The organism is Anaerobiospirillum sp. NML120448, assembly GCF_023050945.1.
In the GTDB taxonomy this organism is placed as follows: Bacteria; Pseudomonadota; Gammaproteobacteria; order Enterobacterales; family Succinivibrionaceae; genus Anaerobiospirillum.
The window spans coordinates 1-17,456 of the sequence record NZ_JALKIM010000043.1 but is presented as its reverse complement, the minus strand read 5'-3'; the positions used below and the strand labels follow the sequence as shown (position 1 = coordinate 17,456).

Sequence of the window (17,456 nt, the reverse complement as noted above, 5' to 3'; positions counted from 1 at the left end):
CCTTGCGTAAGTTTTGAGGATCACGGCCAAAATAAAGCCCAAGTTCTCATTAACTTGGGCTTTATTGTTATGGTCAGATGATGTTACAAAATTGCTTTTGCAAGCGGCTTAATTTAAGATAAATTTCTATTTTTCTTACCCACAGGTTGTGATTTTTGCTTCTCCATGCGTTATTTGATTTTTACCACCCGTCTTACTATCTTGCTTGTCATGTCCTTAATGTGGCTAGTAGTAGGCATTATCATTTGCACTATTCGTCCTATGCATAAGAATAATGTCTATGCGCTAACCTACATGCTTACTTGGGCACAAAAGGTGATTGGGGTAAAAGTAGTATTGCACTTTGATAAACAAGCTATTCGCGAGCAAATGCCTGCTATTTTAGTAGGATTGCATCAATGCGATTGGGACATTATTACAATGGCCCATATTCCTCAGCCAGGCATGGTGTGTGTAGGAAAAAAGAATCTTATCTTTACACCTATTTTCGGCATCTTATTTTTCTTATCAGGCAATATTTTGCTAGATCGTGACCACCGCTCTAAAGCTTACGAAACCATGCTGAAAATAGTTAATAAGATAAAAAACAAGCATATATCTGTCTGGATGTTTCCTGAAGGCACTAGATCAGGACATGGCCCTGTGGGCACTTTTAAAACAGGTGCCTTGCATACAGCCATGTTAGCTCAAGTAAAAGTAATTCCTTTTATTACCTCTACTTACACCAGACAAATAGATTTAGGTCGTTTTAATAATGGCGAGGTGCATATTACTATGCTCCCTAGCATTGACGCAGCTAAACTAGAGCGCAATGAACTAGCCCAAGCAACTTTATACTTAAGAGAACAAATGATCGCTGCTCTGCACGAACTAGACCTTAAAGTAAGCCGTCCTCAAGGCTATATCCTGCCTCCAGATCGCTAATAAGAGATAGCTATCTTATTTAGTAAGCCCTACCCTTATTCATTAAAAATTAAAGATAAATTAGCAAATGTGTTAATTGTCGGTCTTTTTCGTGGGTATAATAGCAAGATTAGGTTTTTGTCCCATTCTCAGGTAAGTTTACATTTATCTGTTTAGAAACAAGAATATTCAGTATGTACATGTCTACAGACGAGATCCGTAATACGTATCTCAACTTCTTTAAGGATCATGGCCACGAAATCGTGCGTTCTAGCTCTTTAGTGCCATACAATGATCCTACCCTTCTGTTTACCAATGCAGGTATGAACCAGTTTAAGGATATTTACCTTGGTAAGGACAGAAGACCTTATATCAACGCAACCACAGCTCAAAAGTGCGTGCGCGCTGGCGGTAAGCAAAATGACTTAGATAACGTAGGTTATACTGCTCGTCACCACACTTTCTTTGAGATGTTAGGTAATTTTAGTTTTGGTGGCTACTTCAAGAAAGAAGCTATTACCTATGCTTGGGAATTACTCACCGAAGGCTTTAAATTACCAAAAGAATCTTTAATGGTTACCGTCTATGCTGAGGATCAAGAGGCATATGACATTTGGCACGATATTGTAGGTTTACCTGACGAGAAGATCGTGCGTATTGGTGACAATAAAGGTGGTCGTTATAACTCTGATAACTTCTGGCAAATGGGCGACACTGGTCCTTGCGGCCCTTGCTCTGAGGTTTTCTACGACCACGGTGAAGGCATTTGGGGCGGCCCTCCAGGCTCTCCAGAGGAAGATGGCGATCGCTTTATCGAAATTTGGAACATTGTGTTCATGCAATACAATCGTCAAGCCGATGGCACTTTTGAGCCATTAGGCAAGCCAATGATCGATAATGGCTTAGGTTTAGAGCGTGTTGCTGCTGTTTTACAAGGCGTTCACTCTAACTATGACATCGACCTTTTCCGTGCCCTTATTGATAATGTAGCTGAAATTTTAGGCGTTCAAGATAAGTCTTCTAAGTCTTTACGTGTTATTTCAGATCATATTCGTTCTTGCTCCTTCTTAATTGCTGATGGCGTATTACCATCCAATGAAGGCCGTGGTTACGTATTACGCCGTATTATTCGTCGTGCCGTACGTCACGGTCGTCTCTTAGGTGCCAAGGATGTATTCTTCTACAAGGTAGTTGCTAAGTTAGTAGAGTTAATGGGTAAGGCCTACCCTGAGCTCGTAGAGCAACAAGCTTTAATTGAGCGCACCTTAAAGAAAGAAGAAGAGCAGTTCTTAAACACCTTAGATCGTGGTTTAGCTTTATTAGACTCTGAGCTTGAAAAGTTAGGCGCTGAGCGCACTATTCCAGGTGAAGTAGTATTTAAGCTCTACGATACCTACGGCTTCCCAGCTGACCTTACCCAAGATGTAGTACGTGATCGTGGCTATATTGTTGATATGGACGGCTTTGAGAGCGAAATGGCTAAGCAACGTGCTCGTGCTAAGTCTGCCTCTACTTTCGGTATCGACTACAACAAAGAATTAAAGCTTGATGCTCAAACTACCTTTAGTGGTTATGATGGCACTGAAGATCGCGGCAAGATCATTGCTATGTTTAAAGGCGTAGATGCTTGTGATGAAGTCTTAACTGACGAACAAGCTGTTATCGTATTAGATAACACTCCTTTCTATGCCGAAAAGGGCGGTCAGATTGGCGATACTGGTGAAATTCGTTGCAATAACAACTTATTTATTGTTGAGAACACTAAATTTGTTGGTAAAGCCACTATTCACGTTGGCCGTGTTGAGTTAGGTGAGTTCAAAGTAGGCGATGAGTGTAAGGCTATCGTTAACGCTAAGCGTCGTAAGGATATTGCTGCTCACCACAGTGCTACCCACTTATTACACTCTGCTTTACGTGTTGTATTAGGCGACCACGTTCACCAGAAGGGTTCTTCTGTAGGCCCAGATCGCTTACGCTTTGACTACTCTCACCCACAACCTCTTACTACTCAAGAGCGTCAACAGGTAGTAGCCTTAGTAAACTCCTATATCCGTAACAACAACCCAATCGTTACTGATGTTATGGACTTAGAGTGTGCTAAGCAGTCTGGCGCTATGGCTCTCTTTGATGAGAAGTATGAAGGTATGGTACGTGTAGTTTCCATGGGCCATGACTCCAAGGAGTTATGTGGTGGTACTCACGCCAGACGTACTGGTGATTTAGGTTACTTTATCATTGTATCTGATGAGTCTATTGCCTCAGGCGTACGCCGTATTGAAGCCCTCACAGGCGAGGCTGCTATTGAGTATCAACAGACCATTGCTCGCATCGTATCTCAAGCTTGCAACATTATGAAGACTGACAACTTCAGCTTTGTTGAGCGTGCTAAGTATATGATTGAGCATACTAACTCTATTGAGCATGAGAACATGCTCTTAAAGGAGAAGTTAGTACATTTAGAGTGTGTAAACTTTGCTCATGAAGCTACCGAGCTTAATGGTGTTAAGGTTGTTGCTCGTAAGGTTGATGGCTACTCTATGCGTGAGCTACGTTTAGCTGTTGATGAGCTTAAGAACACTCTTAAGACCTGCGTAGTCGTATTAGGCTCTATTGATGAGAAGACCGATAAGGTTAACTTAATTGCTGCTGTTTCCAAGGACTTAACTGGCAAGCTCAAGGCTGGTGACTTAGTCAATGCTGTTGCTGCACATGTTGATGGCAAGGGCGGCGGTCGTCCAGATATGGCTCAGGCTGGTGGTACTAACAAGAATGGCTTAGATGCTGCTATTAATGCAGTAGCCCCATTCTTGCAGGAGCGTTTATAAATGCTAGTAATATCCCAGAAGAAAGGTGAAAAAATCCATATCGGAAGGGATATTACTATTTCCATCGTGGATGTTAAGGCAGGAAAAGTACGTCTTGGTATCGATGCACCCTCAAATTGCCAGATTATGAGGGAATCTTTACTAAGAAATAATAAAGTTAATAACCCAGATTCATTTTTAGACGATGAAGATGAGTTCAACGATTAATCTTTAACTACTGTACTGCCTAAAAAGCTGATGCCCCTAAGGGGTATCAGCTTTTTTATTTTTAAAAATAATATTGGCGACAAAACAAGATAAATATCAAATTTATTAGCACTTTTTATTAAGTCAATATGTAATTTTATTAAAATAATTTGTCAAAGCGCTTGACATCTGATGCTAAAACCATGATAATGCGCACCACAGTCAGCGGAGAGATGACCGAGAGGCTGAAGGTACTCCCCTGCTAAGGGAGCATACGACCAAAAAGTTGTATCGAGGGTTCGAATCCCTTTCTCTCCGCCACTGACTTCAATAAAGAACAGCGTAAAGCTGTTTTTTTATTCCCATTCTGTTGTATCTAGCAAGCCACCCCATCCAGCCCCCCTACCATCTAACAATTACCAACCAAGCACTCAACCATACTCTCATCAGTCATTTACCAAACGCTACACTCTTAATAGCACCATAGACACTCCACACCAATGCCCTAAAATTAAAAGAGCGGCCCCATCCTAATTACAAAGGTCGCCCGTCATAGCGCTCGTATAGCCCCATTACGCCCTACCTAAAGCTTTTTAGTACTTTTCACCACAAGACCACACCTCCCCCTTGCACTGGTTCTTACAGCCCCATAATCGCACACAACCAGGGCCAGGGCCTCATCATCTGCCCTAACCTAAAGAAAACCAAAACCAAGACCTCCCACCATGCATAAAGTCCTTGCAATGCTTGCATTACCAGCTGCTCTTACAGCGCCTACAGCGATGACTGTGTCCTGCAGCGCCTACAGCGCTGGAAGTGCCTACTATGCACAATAACTGCTGTCGTCTTGGCAAGCAGGATGGCGCACCAGTTGGAATGCTTTCTAAAACTATTCCTTAAGCAACAACATTAACCTGCCAAGCTTAGAGCTTTAACTGGTGAGCCAAGGTAAAAGCAAAGCAAGCTCACCTCTGTACTCATTAGTCAGCAAGCTTAAAACCTAACCAAGCAAGCTTATCTAACCGTGGCTTGGAGCCAATCATAAGAATAATAAACCTTTAGACTGGCTACGCTAAGTCAGGAAAGCAGGCGCTAAAGCAATGGCAATGGCAAAAGCTTTTGCTTTTGCCTTTGCCTTTGCTCTGTTGCTACTGACTGTGGCAGGGGCTAAATAGGAAAGACGCTGGGGAACTGGGGGTAAGTGCTCTGATAGAGGGGTGATTGGCATAATTATTTAAGCATCATAAATAATTTTGGGCTGCTGGGCATTAAAAAGTGGGTGAAAATGATGGGAAAATTCTTGGGTGAAAAGTTGATAAATAAGCGGTTTTAGAGAGATTTAAAAAATTTTTGCTAAATTTTCAAAAAAAATTTGTTAAAAATGCTTGCCAGATCAAATCTTTTTGCTATAATGAGCGCCACTTGATACGCAGATGCATATCACAGTAATGATGCACCCGTAGCTCAGCTGGATAGAGTAATCGGCTACGAACCGATCGGTCAGGAGTTCGAATCTCTTCGGGTGCGCCACTAAATCATTGCTTTGATGTTATTTGTTTATCAACACAGCGCACCCGTAGCTCAGCTGGATAGAGTAATCGGCTACGAACCGATCGGTCAGGAGTTCGAATCTCTTCGGGTGCGCCATTTCTTTTTGAGCTTAGAGCTCTCCCCCTTTTAAATGATGATGCGGTTCTTTGAGGAAAGATACAAAGACACCGTGTTTTGTCGTCTTTATAATCTACAAAACAATCCTCGCACCTCCACTTTACAGTCATCTAAGTATACTTTATATACGCTTTTCACTCTCATCAAATCTCCATTAAAATGAGAGCTATATTTCTATTCACAATTATTGCTTTAGGAATGCATCGTTATGAGTGAGTTCGATTTTTCAGAAACAGCATATAAAGACCCCCCTAAAGATCTTGATGCCGAGCGTAATCTCTTAGGAGCTTTAATCCAAGATGGAACTCTACTCCAAACTATTTCTAATAATGTAGGCTCTTTGACCGTTGAAGATTTTGCCTCGGAAAAGAACCGCATTATTTACGCTACCATTCTTAAGCGCTATGCCACTTCTGATGACTTCAATCCTACTTTACTAAGCGATCAGCTGGAAACAGATGGTAATTTAGATAAGGCTGGAGGACGCTCTTATATTGCTAGCTTAATTATTCAAAGTGGTGCCCCAAGCCAAGCTGTTATTGAATTTGCTCAAATTATTAGAAATAAATCTAAAAGAAGAGCCATGATCGCAGCTTGTGAGTCAATTACTCAAATGTGCTACAACCCTGAGGGTAAAAGCGCCAAAGAGATTTTTGACAATGCTTCTGGTTTAATCTTTAAGTTAGTTGAATCCAGTGCCAAAAACGATGTAGGCCCACAACCAGCTTTCCCTAAAGCTGTAGAGCTGATTGCTAAGATTCACGATGATTTACAGCGTGAACAAGCTATGTCTGGTGTACCTACAGGCTTTATTGAGCTTGATGAATTAACTCAAGGTCTACAACCTGGCAGCTTAAATATCATTGCAGCCCGTCCTTCAGTGGGTAAAACCTCTTTTGCTATGAATATCGTAGCTAATATTGCAATGAATCCTAATATTCATAAGCCTGCTTTAGTGTTTTCCTTAGAAATGCCTACTGAGCAGATTTTAATGCGTCTGCTCTCTACTTTTGGTCGTGTCAGCATGAACAAGCTCAAAGCAGGTGAGGTGGGTAATAAAAACTGGTTAGATATTGTTCGCAAGATTAAGCTCTTGATGGAGAACGATAACGGCACTGAAAGAAATAAGCTCTATATTGATGATAGTGGTGATATTACCCCACTAGAGCTCAGAGCACGTGCCCGTAAGCTAGCTTTGGAAAATGGTGGCCTTAGCGTCATTATGATTGACTATATTCAGCTGATGCGTAGCCAGACTAAAGCTGCTAACCGTACTTTAGAAATCGGTGAAATTTCACGCTCACTAAAAATGCTAGCTAAAGAACTAGAAGTACCAATTTTAGCTTTAGCTCAGCTTAATCGTGAAGTTGATAACCGTAAGGATCACCGTCCATTAAACTCTGATCTTCGTGAATCTGGCTCTTTGGAGCAAGATGCTGACATGATTATGTTCTTGCATCGTGAGTCTATTTATAGCAAATCCGAAGGAGCTGAGGATAACTCCAATCAGGCTACCTTAATTATTGGTAAAAACCGTAACGGTGCTATTAAGGATATTGATTTACACTTTGTTGGTGAATACACAGCCTTCTTTGATAAGGGCTATGCTGAGGCCAACTATGAATATATTCACCCTGATATCAGCAACCAAAGCACTAGCATGAATGGTGCTGCCCCAGTGCAAGTGACAAACTATTAAAATGCTTTGAGCTAATTTACAGACATGCTGAAAAGAAATTCAGGCCATATGAAACACAATTTAGTAGAATAGCATGTTTGTGCTCATAGCAATTTCAATTTTATTGTTAGGGGTATTTCTTAATTTTAAAGTTTTATCATTATTACAAGGGGAAACCTGTTTAAGCGTAAGTTTTGTACTTAATGCTTAAACCGTGTTGTTAGCGTATGAAGTCAGTAACAGCCGTTATCAATCATCAAGCTCTAATTGCCAATTTAGATAAGATTAAAAGCCTGGTGCCTAACTCTAAAATTGTAGCTGTAGTAAAAGCTAATGCTTATGGCCATGGACTTATCAATGTAGCCCAAAATATTGAGCCAAAAGTTGATGCTTTTGCTGTTGCTCGCCTTCCTGAGGCTATGGAGCTGCGCTCTGCTGGTATCACTAAGCCTGTAATTTTATTAGAGGGCTTTTTAAATGCAGAAGATGTGATTGTAATAGCTGAGCAAGGCTTTTATACCGCTGTTCATGATCAAGAGCAAATTGATGCTATTGAAAGTGCCCCGATTAACAAACCAATCAATGCCTGGCTAAAAATTGATATTGGTATGCATCGCTTAGGTGCTGGCAAAGATGAAGTTAGCAAGATGAAACAGCGCCTAGAAAGCTCTAACAAGATTGTTCAGCCTATTGGCCTCATTTCTCACTTAAGCGTAGCTGACACACCATCTCAAAGCGACTATAACCAAGAGCAAATTGACTATTTCTTTAGTATTGCTAAAGATTTCACTGGAGATTTGTGTCTTGCCAATAGCGCAGGTATTATTTCTTGGCCTCAGGCACGTACCGACTATGTACGCCCTGGCATTATTATGTATGGTATTTCCCCATATGCTGACAAGACGGGTGAGGACTTAGGCCTAACCCCAGTCATGACCTTAAAGAGCTCATTAATTGCTATTAGAAAAATTAAAAAAGGCGCTCGTGTAGGATATGGCGCAGCTTGGACAGCTCCTGAGGATACTACTTTGGGCATTGTAGCTGCTGGCTATGGTGATGGTTACCCACGCTCTATGCCTAATGGTTCTCCTGTTTTAATTAATGGCCGTTTAGTACCTACAGCAGGACATGTTTGTATGGATATGTTATTTGTTGATTTAGGTGCTGATGCTAAAGATAAGATCGGCGATGAGGTTATTTTATGGGGTGAGGGCTTACCTGTTGAGCATATTGCTAACTTGTGTAACACCATTCCTTATGAGCTGGTTTGCCGCATCATGCCACGAGTTAATTTAGAAATTCACTAATAGCTAAGAAAAAAGAGAGCTTGAATAAGCTCTCTTTTTTCTTTTAGCTAAAGCAAAATAACGCCCTTGCTATTAATCTTTGACAAAGCGCATGGATAAGTCTAAGGCTTGAACATTCTTGGTTAAAGCACCAACAGAGATAAAGTCCACACCTGTAGAGGCAAACTTGCCAATAGTCTCAAGGTTTACATTACCAGAGATCTCAAGCTTAGCCTGACCATTGGTAATCTTAACCGCCTCAATCATGTCATCAAAGTTAAAGTTATCAATCATGATAATATCGGCTTTAGCATTTAATGCCTCTTGAAGCTCGCTTAAGTTCTCAACTTCTACCTCAACCTTAGTGCCTGGCTTGAGTTCACGAGCTTTAGCAATAGCGGCACTAATACCACCACAAGCCATAATGTGGTTTTCCTTAATGAGGTACATATCAAAAAGACCAATACGGTGATTATGACCACCACCTACAGTTACTGCATACTTAAGGGCAGTACGGAGGCCTGGAATAGTCTTGCGAGTATCTAAAAGCTGGGTCTTAGTATCGCCCATAGCCTTAACATACTTGTTTACTAAGGTAGCAACACCAGATAAGGTTTGTACGAAATTAAGAGTGGTACGCTCAGCAGTTAACATGGTACGAGCATTACCCTTAATATAGAATAGCTTTTGATTTTCAACTAATTCATCGCCGTCGTTTACAAACCAGGTGATCTCAACATTACCGCCTAATTGCTTATAAACTTCTTCAACCCATTGCTTGCCACAGAAAATACCACACTCACGAGTAATAACAGTAGCCTCATTAACATGATCGGCTGGAATTAATTGAGCGGTAACATCTAAACTCTCATCAACCTTGCCGCCTAAGTCCTCTTTTAAAGCTAATTCAACTGAAACCTTGATATCATCTGCTAACATCGCAAATCTCCTAAGCCCATTACTAAGTTGAGCTCCAGTCTGTTATTACTATTTAAGAGCTTATGAGACAAATTTTTCTTTAACTAAGCTCTTTGTTTAATTATTTAAGTGCAATTTTAGCATTTTTACGCCCCTTACTTTGGTTAATCGGGCGCATTCTTTATCATTTTGCTATAATGCCTTGTTAAAATTTATTAACGCTTATCTCATTTTGAAAGGAATTAAAGTGTTAGATAACGTATCTTTAACTTCTCGCCTTAGCGATCTGAACGAGCGTGCTAGTACCCTAAGGGGGTATCTTTGATCTTGATGCTAAACGTGAACGTTTAGAAGAGGTCAATGGTTTACTAGAAGATCCTAATGTTTGGGGAGATTCTCAACAGGCACAAAGCCTTGGCAAAGAACGCCAGACACTATTACATGTGGTAAATCTATTTGCCGAGATTGATCAAGGTTTAGATGATATTGCCATGCTCTATGAGCTAGCTAAAGAAGAGCAGGACGAAGCTACCTTACAAGAGGCCTTTTGTGAGCTTGAAGCCTTAGATAAAAAAATCGAAGGTTTAGAGTTTGAGCGTATGTTCTCCAATGAGCTAGACAACTCTGATTGTTATTTAGATATTCAATCAGGTTCTGGTGGCACTGAGGCTCAAGACTGGGCAGAAATGGTCATGCGCATGTATGTCAAATTTGGTGAAAAACATGGCTTTAAATGCACTATCACAGATGTCTCCGATGGCGATGTGGCAGGCATTAAAGGCGCAACCATTAAATTTGAAGGCCCTTATGCCTATGGTTGGTTACGAACCGAAACTGGCATTCATCGTTTAGTAAGAAAGTCTCCTTTTGACTCTAACAACCGTCGTCATACTTCATTTTGCTCAGCCTTTGCTTATCCTGAGGTTGATAACGATATTAAGATCGAAATCAATCCTGCTGATTTACAAGTAGACGTATTTAGAGCCTCTGGAGCTGGTGGCCAGCACGTTAATAAAACCGAGTCTGCCGTACGTATCACTCACAAGCCAACAGGCATTGTAGTGACTTGCCAGAATGAACGCTCTCAATTTCAAAACCGTGATCAGGCAATGAAACAATTGCGTGCCCGCTTATATGAATTAGAGCTGCGCAAGCAACGTAGCGAACAACAAGCACTAGAAGATAGTAAAGACGATATTGGCTGGGGTAGTCAAATTCGTTCTTACGTGCTTGATGATGCTCGTGTTAAAGACTTACGTACTGGTGTGGAATGCCGTGATACCCAAAGCGTATTAAACGGCGACTTAGATCAGTTTATCGAAGCTAGTTTAAAGCAAGGCTTATAATTATCAGGATTTTGTAAGCAAACATTTCATCCTTGTAATAAGATTTTTTCAGCCTTTTACCCTTAGGAAGTACTAATATTATGACTCAGGAAATCACTCCAAATACTGAGAATACCAACTCTCAAATCCAAGAACGCCGCGAGAAGCTAAATGCTTTACGTGAGCAGGGCCAAGCTTACCCTAATGACTTCCATCGTGATGCCATTGCTAGCGATATTATCAAAGCTTGTGCTCATAAGGATAACGAGACCTTAGAACAAGAGAAGAACACCTATACTATTGCTGGTCGTATTATGACCCGTCGTATCATGGGTAAGGCTGCTTTTGCTACTTTACAAGATATGGGTGGCAAGATTCAGGTTTATGTAACCCGTGATGCTCTTCCAGAGGGCCAATATCAAGAGCTCTTTAAGAAGCTTGATTTAGGTGACATTATTGGTGTTACTGGCTATGCCTTTAAGACCAAGACTGGTGAGCTTACCTTACACGTAACCTCCTTACGTCTCTTAGTAAAGGCCTTACGTCCATTACCAGAGAAGTACAAGGGCTTAGTAGACCAAGAGGCTCGTTGCCGTCAGCGTTATTTAGACTTAATTGCTAACGAAGAGTCTCGTCGTGCTTTCCAAATCCGCACCAAGATTATTTCCTTTATCCGTCGCTACATGGATGAGGCTAACTTCATGGAAGTTGAGACTCCTATGATGCACGTGATCCCAGGTGGTGCTAACGCTAAGCCATTCATTACCCACCACAACGCTTTAGATATGGACATGTACTTACGTATTGCTCCTGAGCTCTACTTAAAGCGTTTAGTAGTTGGTGGCTTTGAGCGTGTTTATGAAATCAATCGTAACTTCCGTAACGAGGGTATCGACGTACGTCACAACCCAGAGTTCACTATGATTGAGTTCTATATGGCATACCATGACTACCATGACTTAATCGACTTTACCGAAGACCTTTTCCGTAAGATGGCTTTAGACGTATTAGGTGACACTAAGGTTCACTATGGCAAGGAAGGCGAGGAAGGCTTAGATATCGACTTTGCTAAGCCATTTGAGCGCTTAACCATGAAAGAAGCTATTGTTAAGTATGGCAATGGCATTACCATGGAAGACCTTGAGGATGAGGAAAAGGCTCGTCAGTGGTGTAAGAAGTTACACGTTGAGATCAACGATGGTTGGGTATTAGGCCACTTCATTTCTGCTCTCTTTGAAGAGGTTGCTGAGGCTCACTTACAACAGCCAACCTTTATTACCTCTTACCCAGCTGAAATTTCTCCATTAGCTCGTCGTAGCGATACCGATCCAGCCTTTACTGATCGTTTCGAGTTCTTTATTGGTGGTCGTGAAATGGGTAATGGCTTCTCTGAGCTTAATGATCCAGATGATCAAGCTGGCCGTTTCCGTCAGCAAGCTGAGCAGAAGAAGCACGGCGATGATGAGGCTATGTACTATGATGAGGACTACATTGTAGCCTTAGAGCATGGCTTACCACCAACTGCTGGTGAGGGTATTGGTATTGATCGTACCGTGATGTTATTTGCTAACTGCCATACCATCCGTGACGTAATCTTATTCCCAACCTTACGTTTACAAAATAACAACAAGTAAGATTTTATAATCTTATTGCTCTAAGGCCTAGCGCTCTTTTGCACCAACAAAGAGCGCTAGGCCTTTTTATTTATAAAAGCCACCTATCTTTGCAAAAGAGCAAAATAACCGCAAGATACTGATATTTATCTTATTTTTAGCTCAAATCTCAGCTGGTTCTACTCCTTTAGTTTTGCCCTGTTTTGTGTCAAAAAATAACTCTTTTTAACACAATAAGTAATAGCGGGTACAATATTGTGGCATTTGTAGGCTTTGTTTTATCTCAAGATCTAGCCAATCAGACATAAGATTAAATTTAAAAAAATATTGTCTATTTTGTTAGCACCTTCAGAAATTGCCTTATCATATTGTTTTTATCATTAACTCTGGGAGCATTTATTAGCATTTATTAATGCGCCTCCCTTGTAAGCTCGCTTAGCTAGAGCCTTTCAATAATATAGGAGAAGTTCCATGCATACCTTCCACGGTTCGTTAGTTGCTCTTATAACTCCATTTAAAGATGGCAAACTCGATGAGAAGGCCTTGGAGCGTCTTGTAGAGTGGCACATTGAAAATGGCACTGACGCTATTGTTCCTGCTGGAACTACTGGTGAGTGCCCAACTTTAAGCTCTCAAGAACACACCCGTGTTATTGAAATTGTAGCTGCTGTTGCTAATAAGAGAGTTCCTGTAATGGCAGGTGCTGGCTCTAATAACCCAGTAGAGGCTATTCACTACTCTTTAGAGGCTCAAAAGGCTGGTGCTGATGGTTTATTACATGTAGCTGGCTATTACAACCGTCCAAATCAAGATGGTCTTTATGCTCACTTTAAGATGTTACATGATGCTACTGATTTACCTATCTTTATTTACAATATTCCAGGTCGTGCAGTAGTAAACATCACTCCAGATACTGTAGCTAAGATAGCAGAGCTCCCTCGCATTGCAGGTATTAAGGATGCCACTGGCGATTTATCTCGTCCTTGGTTAGAGCGAGCTTTAATTAAGCGCCCAGACTTTACTTGGTTAAGCGGTGAGGATGCAACTCAAGTAAGTTATAATGTAGCAGGTGGTGTAGGCTGTATTTCCGTAACAGCTAATATTGCACCTAAGTTAGTCCATCAGGTTCAAGAATTAACTTTACAAAACAAGTGGCAAGAAGCTCGTGAGCTCCAAGACAAGCTTATGAAGCTCCACGGTTTAATGTTCAAAGAGCCATCCCCTGCTGGTGCCAAGTATGGTGCATCTTTATTAGGCTTATGCTCAGATGAGGTTCGCTTACCTATCATGCCTTTAAGCCAAGCAACTAAAGATGCTATTAAGAGCGCCATGCAAGAGCTTGAGCTTATCTAATTTTTTTTGAGCCGTTCACTAATCTTTCTTAACTATATTTTTATAGTCGCAAACATAATGAAAGTTAGGTTGAACGGCTTTTTTTTGCTCAAAATACTTGTAACTAGCGTCCACTTCCTAAAGGTTTAGGCTAGCCCTCTTCCTTAAGGCTCACCCTCGTTAGTGACCAGGCCTTAATGAGTACTCTTTTATAGTGTGTTGAACTACGTTGTTTAGGAAAATATGGTCTTAGATAGCTATCCTATTCAACATGGGCACAGGATATTAACTAAATCCTTATTGATAAAGGAACCTTAGGGGCTCCTCAAGGAGATTGTTGTGGAAGTAAAAGTTGCTGTTTTAAATATGCGCGGTGAAAACTTAATGCCGTGCTCTCCTCGAAAAGCTAGATTATTGCTAAAGGAGAAAAAAGCTGTTGTAAAGCAGAAGTCTCCTTTCACTATTCAGCTGACTATTGCTACTGGTGAAACGAAGCAAGAGGTCAATAGTGACGTGGATGCAGGTACTAAGCATAGTGGTAGTGCTGTTACCACTGCCAAAAAATAGCTTTTGCTCACTTAAAACACCAATGCTATTTTTCTTATAGCATTGAAAAATGTTTTGAAGTTGTTTCATTCTTGGACTATCAACACTAAAATCCACAAGGAACGCACTTTTTCCCCTGTCTAAAGACAGGGGTTTGTACGCTACTAATATTATGACAGAAGCAATTAACCAAGAAACAAAATCTCCCGAGACTAATACTAACGAGACTCCTAACCATAGAGTCAAATCTTTTGTGATTCGTGCAGGTCGTATGACCAATGCCCAAACTAAAGCTCTGGAAGATTTAAGTCCTAAATACTTAATCGATGTCAGCTCTTTAGAGCCTTTAGACACTGCGAAAATTTTTCAGCGTGAAGCTCCTTTAGTAGTAGAAATTGGTTTTGGCATGGGCAAGTCTTTTGTACAAATGGCCAAGCAAGACCCTTTACGTAACTATTTAGGTATTGAAGTTCATCCTCCTGGGGTTGGTGCAGCTATGATGCTCATCGAGGAAGAACAGCTATCTAATGTACGTGTAATCAAGTATGATGCTTTTGAGGTTTTAACCAAATGTTTGGGCCCACAAAGCATTGATATTTTGCAAATTTTCTTCCCTGATCCATGGCCAAAAGCTCGTCACCACAAGCGCCGCTTAGTAAATGATGACTTTTTGAAATTGGTCACCCCATTATTAAAACATGGTGGCCAGATTCGTATGGCTACTGATTGGCAAGAGTATGCAGAGCAAATGCTAACTTGTTTGAATAATGCAGAGGGCCTTGTCAATACCAATCCAGAAGGAGGCTATATTCCACGTCCTGATTGGCGTCCTCTTACTAAATTTGAACAAAGAGGTGAGCGCTTAGGTCATGGCGTTTGGGATTTAGTATTTGAACGTGTCTAGTCGCTATCAAGATCTTTTAGCTTTTTTAAAAAGCCACAATATTCCATGCTCAGATTGTGATCCTTGTGATTGCGGTTGTCAGTGCTCTGGTTCTTTAACTCAACTCAATGGTGATGCCAGTTTTAGACGTTATTACCGACTAAAGCTTAATACCGATGAGTTTACCAAGCTTTGTGAAACTACCAAAGTTAAGCCACGTGTAGCTTATGTTGGCTCTATCATTATCATGGATGCTCCTCCTGAGACCCAAAAGAACCAGGAGTTTGTAGCCCTTAACCGCGTGTTAGATCATGCTAATGTTTTAGTGCCTGCTATTTTTATTAGCGATCTTGAGCATGGCTTTATGGTGCTTGAGGATATGGGTGATTTTGTTTACATCAACTCCATTCCTGAGGGCAAAGAGCCTGCTTATTACTTTAAGACTATTCGTGAGCTTACTAAAATTGGTGCTATGCCGCTCAATCAAGAGCAAGCTTTACGTCTTGAGGAATATCGCACCAAGGCTTTAAATGATCCAAATATTGAAAGTCATGTACTGCCAAAATATAAGCTTGATGAGGTTGACTATCAAACTTTAGCTGCCTTGCCAAACTTTGATGATGACTTCATTAAGATGGAGCTTAATATTTGCACTGAGTGGCTGTTTGAGAAAACTTTAAAGCTCAACTTAACTCAAGATGATAAGGCTATGCTTGATAAAGCCTATAACTTTATCAGCCAAAGTTTACAAAGCCAGCCTCAAGTAGCCATGCACCGTGATTATCACTCCCGTAATATCATGGTAACACCAGCTGGAAATGAAATTTCTATCCTGTCACGCTTTGCTATCTTGGACTACCAAGATATGGTTAAAGGCCCTATAGCTTATGATTTAGCCTCCATTGGCTATGATTGCTATGTTGATATGGAAGATGACTTTGCTCAGCGCATTTGTGGCTTTGCTTATGAGGTTTATAGTGCCTGTGGCATTTTCGATAGCAAGGTAATTTCACGTGAACAATTTAAGTCCATGATTTTAATCTGTGCTATTGAGCGTCATATTAAAGTACTAGGCCTATTTAACCGTCTCAACTTAAGAGATGGTAAGAGCGGCTATTTGCAGTACTTGCCACGTGTTTTAAATTATGTGCTCAAAAACTGTGACTCCTTTGCCGAGCTTAAAGACTTTAAGGCATTCTTGGAGCAACATGTTCAAGGCAAAATTTAATTAACTTAAGGCTAAATAATTAGCAGCCAACAGCCGCCTTTTTAAGGCGGCTTTTTTTATATGACACCTAAGAAAACTAAAAGTATTCTTTGCTAAACTTAATACTGATATTATATCTATTGATCCGAGGGTTGTTATGTTCAAAGCAATGATTTTAGCAGCAGGTCAAGGCAAGAGACTAAGACCTATTACCAATACTATACCTAAACCTATGGTAAGTGTTGGCGGTCAAACTCTAATTGGCTGGCACCTTCAAAAGCTAAAAGCCCTAGGCGTGGATAATATTGTAGTAAATGGCGCTTATTTAAAAGAAGTGCTCTTTGACTATCTTAAAGATGGCTCTGCCTTTGGGGTCAACATCATACCGTCTCCAGAAGAAGGCGATGGCTTAGAAACAGCAGGAGGCATTATCAATGCTTTACCTTTGCTAGGCTCTGAACCTTTTTTAGTTATCAATGGCGATATCTTTTTAGACAGTAATTACGATTTCTTAAAGACTTGTCCTGATAAGTTATTAACTTATGATGACAAGGGCGAACCTAACCTTTATGGACACCTGTTTCTAACCAACAACCCAGCACATAATCAAAAGGGTGATTATGCTATCAGTGAGGAAGGGCTCTTATCTTATGGCTCTGACTATACCTTCTCTGGTTTTGCTTGGTACCACCCACAGGCATTTGCCTCTTGCGCTGTAGCTCGTGAGCCTTTGCGTCCTTATTTTGATAAATGGGTAGCGCAAGGAAAATTAACTGCCAGCGTACTGTCAGCTAAGTGGTTTGATGTAGGAACAGTTGATAGACTTAATGAGCTAAACACATATTTAGCTAACCACAAAAACTAATTATAGTTGCATGCCCATGTACTTAAGGATTCCCTTATTTATAGGGTTTATTAGATTATGGGCTATTAGTCACACAAAAATATAGGCAAAACTGAGGATTTTGCCCTTATTTCAGCCTTATTTTTACATATGTTTAACCAGAGTTTTCCCTGATTTGGGGAAAAATTAACATTTTAATGTTTTATATGCTAAAAATCTGATATTTAAGCTATTTAAAAAAG

At 40.7% G+C, this 17,456-nt stretch carries 13 protein-coding genes and 3 tRNA genes; 15 read left to right on the top strand and 1 reads right to left on the bottom strand.

Annotation, left to right across the window (positions count from 1 at the left end; translation table 11 throughout):
• Positions 1–165 precede the first annotated feature (165 nt).
• From MXE38_RS08130 to alr, 8 genes are all read left to right on the top strand, one after another.
• Positions 166–924, top strand: coding sequence for a 1-acylglycerol-3-phosphate O-acyltransferase (locus MXE38_RS08130; protein WP_246913809.1), 759 nt, complete (start codon positions 166–168; stop codon positions 922–924).
• Between the two features lie 173 nt (positions 925–1,097).
• Positions 1,098–3,728, top strand: a complete 2,631-nt coding sequence (alaS, locus tag MXE38_RS08125) for an alanine--tRNA ligase (protein WP_246913807.1) — start codon at positions 1,098–1,100, stop codon at positions 3,726–3,728.
• Positions 3,729–3,935 carry a carbon storage regulator gene (locus MXE38_RS08120; protein ID WP_246913805.1) on the top strand — a complete coding sequence of 69 codons (207 nt, stop codon included), beginning with the start codon at positions 3,729–3,731 and terminating at the stop codon, positions 3,933–3,935.
• Between the two features lie 206 nt (positions 3,936–4,141).
• Positions 4,142–4,235, top strand: a tRNA-Ser gene (locus tag MXE38_RS08115).
• A 1,132-nt stretch (positions 4,236–5,367) separates the two neighbouring features.
• A tRNA-Arg gene (locus MXE38_RS08110) sits at positions 5,368–5,444 on the top strand.
• Between the two features lie 40 nt (positions 5,445–5,484).
• A tRNA-Arg gene (locus MXE38_RS08105) sits at positions 5,485–5,561 on the top strand.
• A 229-nt stretch (positions 5,562–5,790) separates the two neighbouring features.
• Entirely contained in the window at positions 5,791–7,281 is a 1,491-nt protein-coding gene (gene dnaB, locus MXE38_RS08100) for a replicative DNA helicase (RefSeq protein ID WP_246913804.1), read from the top strand.
• A 206-nt stretch (positions 7,282–7,487) separates the two neighbouring features.
• Entirely contained in the window at positions 7,488–8,567 is a 1,080-nt protein-coding gene (gene alr / locus MXE38_RS08095; protein WP_246913803.1) for an alanine racemase, read from the top strand.
• A gap of 72 nt (positions 8,568–8,639) precedes the next feature.
• Here the strand turns inward: alr and nadC are convergent, their stop codons facing one another.
• Complete coding sequence (gene nadC, locus MXE38_RS08090) at positions 8,640–9,485, bottom strand: carboxylating nicotinate-nucleotide diphosphorylase (RefSeq protein WP_246913801.1); 846 nt, start codon at positions 9,483–9,485, stop codon at positions 8,640–8,642.
• Positions 9,486–9,711: 226 nt separating this feature from the next.
• Here nadC and prfB point away from each other — a divergent pair.
• The 7 genes from prfB (at position 9,712) to MXE38_RS08055 (ending at position 17,235) form a co-directional block, all read left to right on the top strand.
• A protein-coding gene (gene prfB, locus MXE38_RS08085) for a peptide chain release factor 2 (RefSeq protein WP_246913799.1) occupies positions 9,712–10,810 on the top strand; the annotation gives its coding sequence in 2 pieces (ribosomal slippage) (positions 9,712–9,786 and positions 9,788–10,810; 1,098 coding nt in all).
• Between the two features lie 80 nt (positions 10,811–10,890).
• A complete protein-coding gene (gene lysS / locus MXE38_RS08080; protein ID WP_246913797.1) occupies positions 10,891–12,423 on the top strand; it encodes a lysine--tRNA ligase in 1,533 nt (510 codons plus the stop codon).
• A gap of 450 nt (positions 12,424–12,873) precedes the next feature.
• Positions 12,874–13,755: a 4-hydroxy-tetrahydrodipicolinate synthase gene (gene dapA / locus MXE38_RS08075; RefSeq protein WP_246913795.1), complete on the top strand. Its 882-nt coding sequence runs from the start codon at positions 12,874–12,876 to the stop codon at positions 13,753–13,755.
• Between the two features lie 318 nt (positions 13,756–14,073).
• A complete protein-coding gene (locus MXE38_RS08070; protein WP_246913793.1) occupies positions 14,074–14,301 on the top strand; it encodes an RRXRR domain-containing protein in 228 nt (75 codons plus the stop codon).
• Positions 14,302–14,452: 151 nt separating this feature from the next.
• Entirely contained in the window at positions 14,453–15,184 is a 732-nt protein-coding gene (gene trmB / locus MXE38_RS08065) for a tRNA (guanosine(46)-N7)-methyltransferase TrmB (protein ID WP_246913791.1), read from the top strand.
• Positions 15,177–16,391, top strand: a complete 1,215-nt coding sequence (locus tag MXE38_RS08060) for a phosphotransferase (RefSeq protein ID WP_246913831.1) — start codon at positions 15,177–15,179, stop codon at positions 16,389–16,391. The genes trmB and MXE38_RS08060 overlap by 8 nt, the downstream gene beginning before the upstream one ends.
• A gap of 136 nt (positions 16,392–16,527) precedes the next feature.
• Positions 16,528–17,235: a nucleotidyltransferase family protein gene (locus MXE38_RS08055; RefSeq protein WP_246913788.1), complete on the top strand. Its 708-nt coding sequence runs from the start codon at positions 16,528–16,530 to the stop codon at positions 17,233–17,235.
• The last annotated feature ends 221 nt before the right edge of the window (positions 17,236–17,456 follow it).

What these genes read in the sequence shown, in the direction of transcription:
- MXE38_RS08130 (WP_246913809.1), top strand. Translation starts at nt 166, where the DNA reads ATGCGTTATTTGATTTTTACCACCCGTCTTACTATCTTGCTTGTCATG.
- alaS (WP_246913807.1), top strand. Translation starts at nt 1,098, where the DNA reads ATGTACATGTCTACAGACGAGATCCGTAATACGTATCTCAACTTCTTT.
- MXE38_RS08120 (WP_246913805.1), top strand. Translation starts at nt 3,729, where the DNA reads ATGCTAGTAATATCCCAGAAGAAAGGTGAAAAAATCCATATCGGAAGG.
- dnaB (WP_246913804.1), top strand. Translation starts at nt 5,791, where the DNA reads ATGAGTGAGTTCGATTTTTCAGAAACAGCATATAAAGACCCCCCTAAA.
- alr (WP_246913803.1), top strand. Translation starts at nt 7,488, where the DNA reads ATGAAGTCAGTAACAGCCGTTATCAATCATCAAGCTCTAATTGCCAAT.
- nadC (WP_246913801.1), bottom strand. Translation starts at nt 9,485, where the DNA reads ATGTTAGCAGATGATATCAAGGTTTCAGTTGAATTAGCTTTAAAAGAG.
- lysS (WP_246913797.1), top strand. Translation starts at nt 10,891, where the DNA reads ATGACTCAGGAAATCACTCCAAATACTGAGAATACCAACTCTCAAATC.
- dapA (WP_246913795.1), top strand. Translation starts at nt 12,874, where the DNA reads ATGCATACCTTCCACGGTTCGTTAGTTGCTCTTATAACTCCATTTAAA.
- trmB (WP_246913791.1), top strand. Translation starts at nt 14,453, where the DNA reads ATGACAGAAGCAATTAACCAAGAAACAAAATCTCCCGAGACTAATACT.
- MXE38_RS08055 (WP_246913788.1), top strand. Translation starts at nt 16,528, where the DNA reads ATGTTCAAAGCAATGATTTTAGCAGCAGGTCAAGGCAAGAGACTAAGA.